The sequence below is a fragment of the Streptomyces sp. SID5910 genome (assembly GCF_009862125.1).
Classification (GTDB): Bacteria; Actinomycetota; Actinomycetes; order Streptomycetales; family Streptomycetaceae; genus Streptomyces.
Genome location: NZ_WWHX01000913.1, coordinates 1 through 3,063, shown reverse-complemented (window position 1 = coordinate 3,063; position 3,063 = coordinate 1). Strand labels below are relative to the sequence as shown.

Below are 3,063 nucleotides of genomic sequence, written 5' to 3'. Positions count from 1 at the left end.
GGGGCGGACGGCGCGGAGGCCGGTGGGGACGCCGGTGGGGCGGGGTCGGGGGGTATCGGCCGGGCGGGCGGTCCCGCCGGGGTCCTCCGCCCAGCGGCGGGCGGGAAGGTCACCGGCCCACCGGGCTCACCGGACGGCGGCTCCCAGGGGGCCCGCGGCACCGCAGCCCGCGGGGGCTGCGCGTCCGGGCCGGTGCCGGGCGGGGTCTCCGCGGCGGGCGGATCCTCCGGTGGCACCGTGGGGCGGGGGCCGTCGGTCGGAGGCGGCGCCTGCGCCTCGCCCGGACGCGGGCCCGGGACGCCGTGCTGCCCGCGGGCACCGCGCTGCCCCGGGAAGGGCGGCGGCTCGGGCGTCGTCCACCACGGGGGCCGCCCCTCCGGCGGAGGCCGGTCCGCCGGGGCGTCGTCCGCGCCGCCCACCGTGTCCGCCGCCGAGGCGAACCGGTCGTCCAGGGAATCGGGCGCGGCCGTGGGGCCGGTGTCGTCGGTGGAGTCGTCGTACAGCTGCCCCCACCAGTCGTCCTCGGGACCGGTGGGCCTTCCCCCCTGCTGGCTCATGCTCCTGATTGTCCACCGCGCGGGCCGGATGGAAACGGGGCATCCACAAAATCCGCCGGGCCGTCACGCGCCGGACCGCGTGTTCGAGTGACGGGGTCGAACGGTGGGGCGAGTGGGGTGGCCGAGCGGTCCCACCCCCCACGGGAGAACCGCCCGGCGACGCCACCTTGGCAGAGTGCCCGACCGTACGGCGATGATGTGCCGAGGCGGGTTTGTGCCGTGGCTGTTTTCCGCCACGCGCGGACACCGCGGAATGCTGGTGATCTTCGGGGAGGGGCGGCGCCTGATGCTGGGAGTGCTGGGGCTGGAGGACACGCACGAGTCGGCCTACCGGGCGCTGGTGTCCGTGGGGGCGGCCGACGTGCCCGATCTGGCGCGGCGGCTGGCGCTCGGCGAGCAGGACACGGAGCGCGCGCTGCGGCGGCTGGAACAGAACGGTCTGGCGGCCCAGTCCTCGGCCCGGCCCGGCCGCTGGGTCGCCGCGCCGCCGGGGGTGGCGCTGGGCGCGCTGCTCACCCAGCAGCGGCACGAACTGGAGAAGGCGGAACTGGCGGCGGCGCTGCTGGCCGAGGAGTACCGGGCGACGGCGGGCGAACCGGCGGTGCACGACCTGGTCGAGGTGGTGATCGGCGCGGCGGCGGTCGCGCGCCGCTTCCTCCAGCTCCAGCTGGGCGCCGCCGAGGAGGTGTGCGCGCTGGTCACCGGCAAGCCGGTCGCCGTCACCGGCATGGAGAACGACGCGGAGGAGCAGGCCGCCGAACGCGGCGTCCGCTACCGGGTGGTGGTCGAGCGGTCGGTGCTGGACATGCCGACCGGCATCACCGAGCTGACCGCGGCGCTGGGCCGCGACGAGCAGGTGCGGGTGGTGGACCGGGTGCCGACGAAGCTGGTGATCGCCGACCGGTCGCTCGCCCTGGTGCCGCTCACCGCGCACTCCGCGGAACCGGCCGCGCTGGTCGTGCACGCCAGCGGGCTGCTGGAGCTGCTGTCGGGCCTGTTCGACGCGGTGTGGCGGGACGCGCTGCCCCTGCGGCTCGGCGCGTCGGGCGTGACGGAGCAGGAGCCGGACGGGCCCGACGGCACCGACCTGGAGATACTCTCCCTGCTGCTGGCCGGCCTGACGGACGCGAGCGTCGCCAAGCAGCTCGACCTCGGGCTGCGGACGGTGCAGCGCCGGGTCAAGCGGCTGATGGAGCTGACCGGGGTGACGACCCGGCTCCAGCTCGGCTGGCACGCGTACGAGCGGGACTGGGTGTCGCGGGCCCGCTGACGCCGAGATCTGCGGACCGCCCGCTCCTCCTGCACCCTGGACAGATGGGAGCGTGGGACCTCCTGCTGTCGGGCCTGGTCATCCTGCTCGGACTGTGCGGCGTGCTGCTGCCCGGCATGCCGGGCTCCTGGCTGGTGTGGGCCGGGGTCCTGTGGTGGTCGCTGAAGGATCCGCAGCCCGTGTCGTGGTTCGTCCTGGTGGGCGCGACGGCCGTGCTGCTCGTGTCCCGGGCGGTGCGCTGGACGCTGCCGCCCCGCTCGCCGCGCTCGGACGAGGTCACCCACCGCATGACGGCGTACGCGGGCGCCGGGGCGTTCCTCGGCTTCGTGCTGATCCCGGTGATCGGGGCGGTCCCGGGCTTCATGGGCGGCATCTACCTGGCCGAACGCCTGCGTCTGGGCCGGCACGGCGAGGCGATGGCGGCCCTGCGGACGGCGATGCGCTCGGGCGGCGCGAGCGTGCTGACGGAGCTGTTCGCCTGCCTCCTGGTGACCGGCGCGTGGCTCGGCGCGGTGCTGGCCGGCTAGATCCGCACGCCCTCCAGGCCGAGCAGCCGGGTCTTGCGTTCCAGGCCGCCCGCGTAACCGGTCAGGGAACCGTCGGAGCCGATCACGCGGTGGCAGGGGCGCAGGATCAGCAGCGGGTTGGCGCCGATCGCGCCGCCGACGGCGCGCACCGCGGGGCGGGATGCGCCGATGCGCGCGGCGATCGCGCCGTACGTCGTGGTCGCCCCGTAGGGCACGGCGTCCAGGGCGGCCCACACGCGCTCGCGGAAGGCGGTGCCCTCGGCGCGCAGCGGCAGCCGGAACTCCGACAGCTCCCCGGCGAAGTAGGCGGCGAGCTGCGCCTCGGCCTCCCGGAACGGTCCGGGGTCGTGCCGCCAGCCGTCCTGGACGCTGCGGCCGCCCTTCTGCCCGGGCACGGACAGCGAGGTGAGCGCCCCGTCCGGGGCCGCGGTGAGCAGGAGCGTGCCGACGGGGCTGTCGAGCTCGGTCCAGTACGTGGCGGTGGCGGTGGTCGTGGTGGTCATCGGTCGTGCTCCCACTCTCCTGCTGCGCGCAGGTGGTTCACAGCGTACGAGCGCCAGGGGCGCCAGGTGTCGGGCAGGGCGGTGCCGGGCGGGGCGACGTCGGGGTCGCCGAGGGCGCGGGCGCGGACGGCGGCGGCCGTACGGGCGTCCAGGCCGGGCAGGGCGAGCAGCGCCCGCTCGGCGTCGTCCCGGTCGGCGCCGGGGTC

Annotated in this window: 3 protein-coding genes and 2 pseudogenes; 2 read left to right on the top strand and 3 right to left on the bottom strand. The window is 76.6% G+C overall.

Features of this window, described 5'->3' with window-relative positions:
- A pseudogene (locus GTW67_RS37230) lies at positions 1-557 on the bottom strand (protein phosphatase 2C domain-containing protein); the annotation flags it as partial.
- A 286-nt stretch (positions 558-843) separates the two neighbouring features.
- On the opposite strand from GTW67_RS37230, the gene GTW67_RS32715 reads away from it, so the two are divergent.
- Positions 844-1,827, top strand: coding sequence for a helix-turn-helix transcriptional regulator (locus GTW67_RS32715; protein WP_161168379.1), 984 nt, complete (start codon positions 844-846; stop codon positions 1,825-1,827).
- Positions 1,828-1,871: 44 nt separating this feature from the next.
- Positions 1,872-2,354, top strand: coding sequence for a DUF456 domain-containing protein (locus GTW67_RS32710; protein WP_161168378.1), 483 nt, complete (start codon positions 1,872-1,874; stop codon positions 2,352-2,354).
- On the opposite strand, the gene GTW67_RS32705 is transcribed toward GTW67_RS32710, so the two are convergent.
- Both GTW67_RS32705 and GTW67_RS32700 read right to left on the bottom strand, forming a co-directional pair.
- On the bottom strand, positions 2,351-2,857 hold the full coding sequence (locus GTW67_RS32705) for a methylated-DNA--[protein]-cysteine S-methyltransferase (RefSeq protein WP_161168377.1): 507 nt from the start codon (positions 2,855-2,857) through the stop codon (positions 2,351-2,353). The two genes, GTW67_RS32710 and GTW67_RS32705, sit on opposite strands and share 4 nt — an antisense overlap.
- Positions 2,854-3,063, bottom strand: a pseudogene (locus GTW67_RS32700) (DNA-3-methyladenine glycosylase 2 family protein); the annotation flags it as partial. The pseudogene GTW67_RS32700 and the gene GTW67_RS32705, both read right to left, overlap by 4 nt.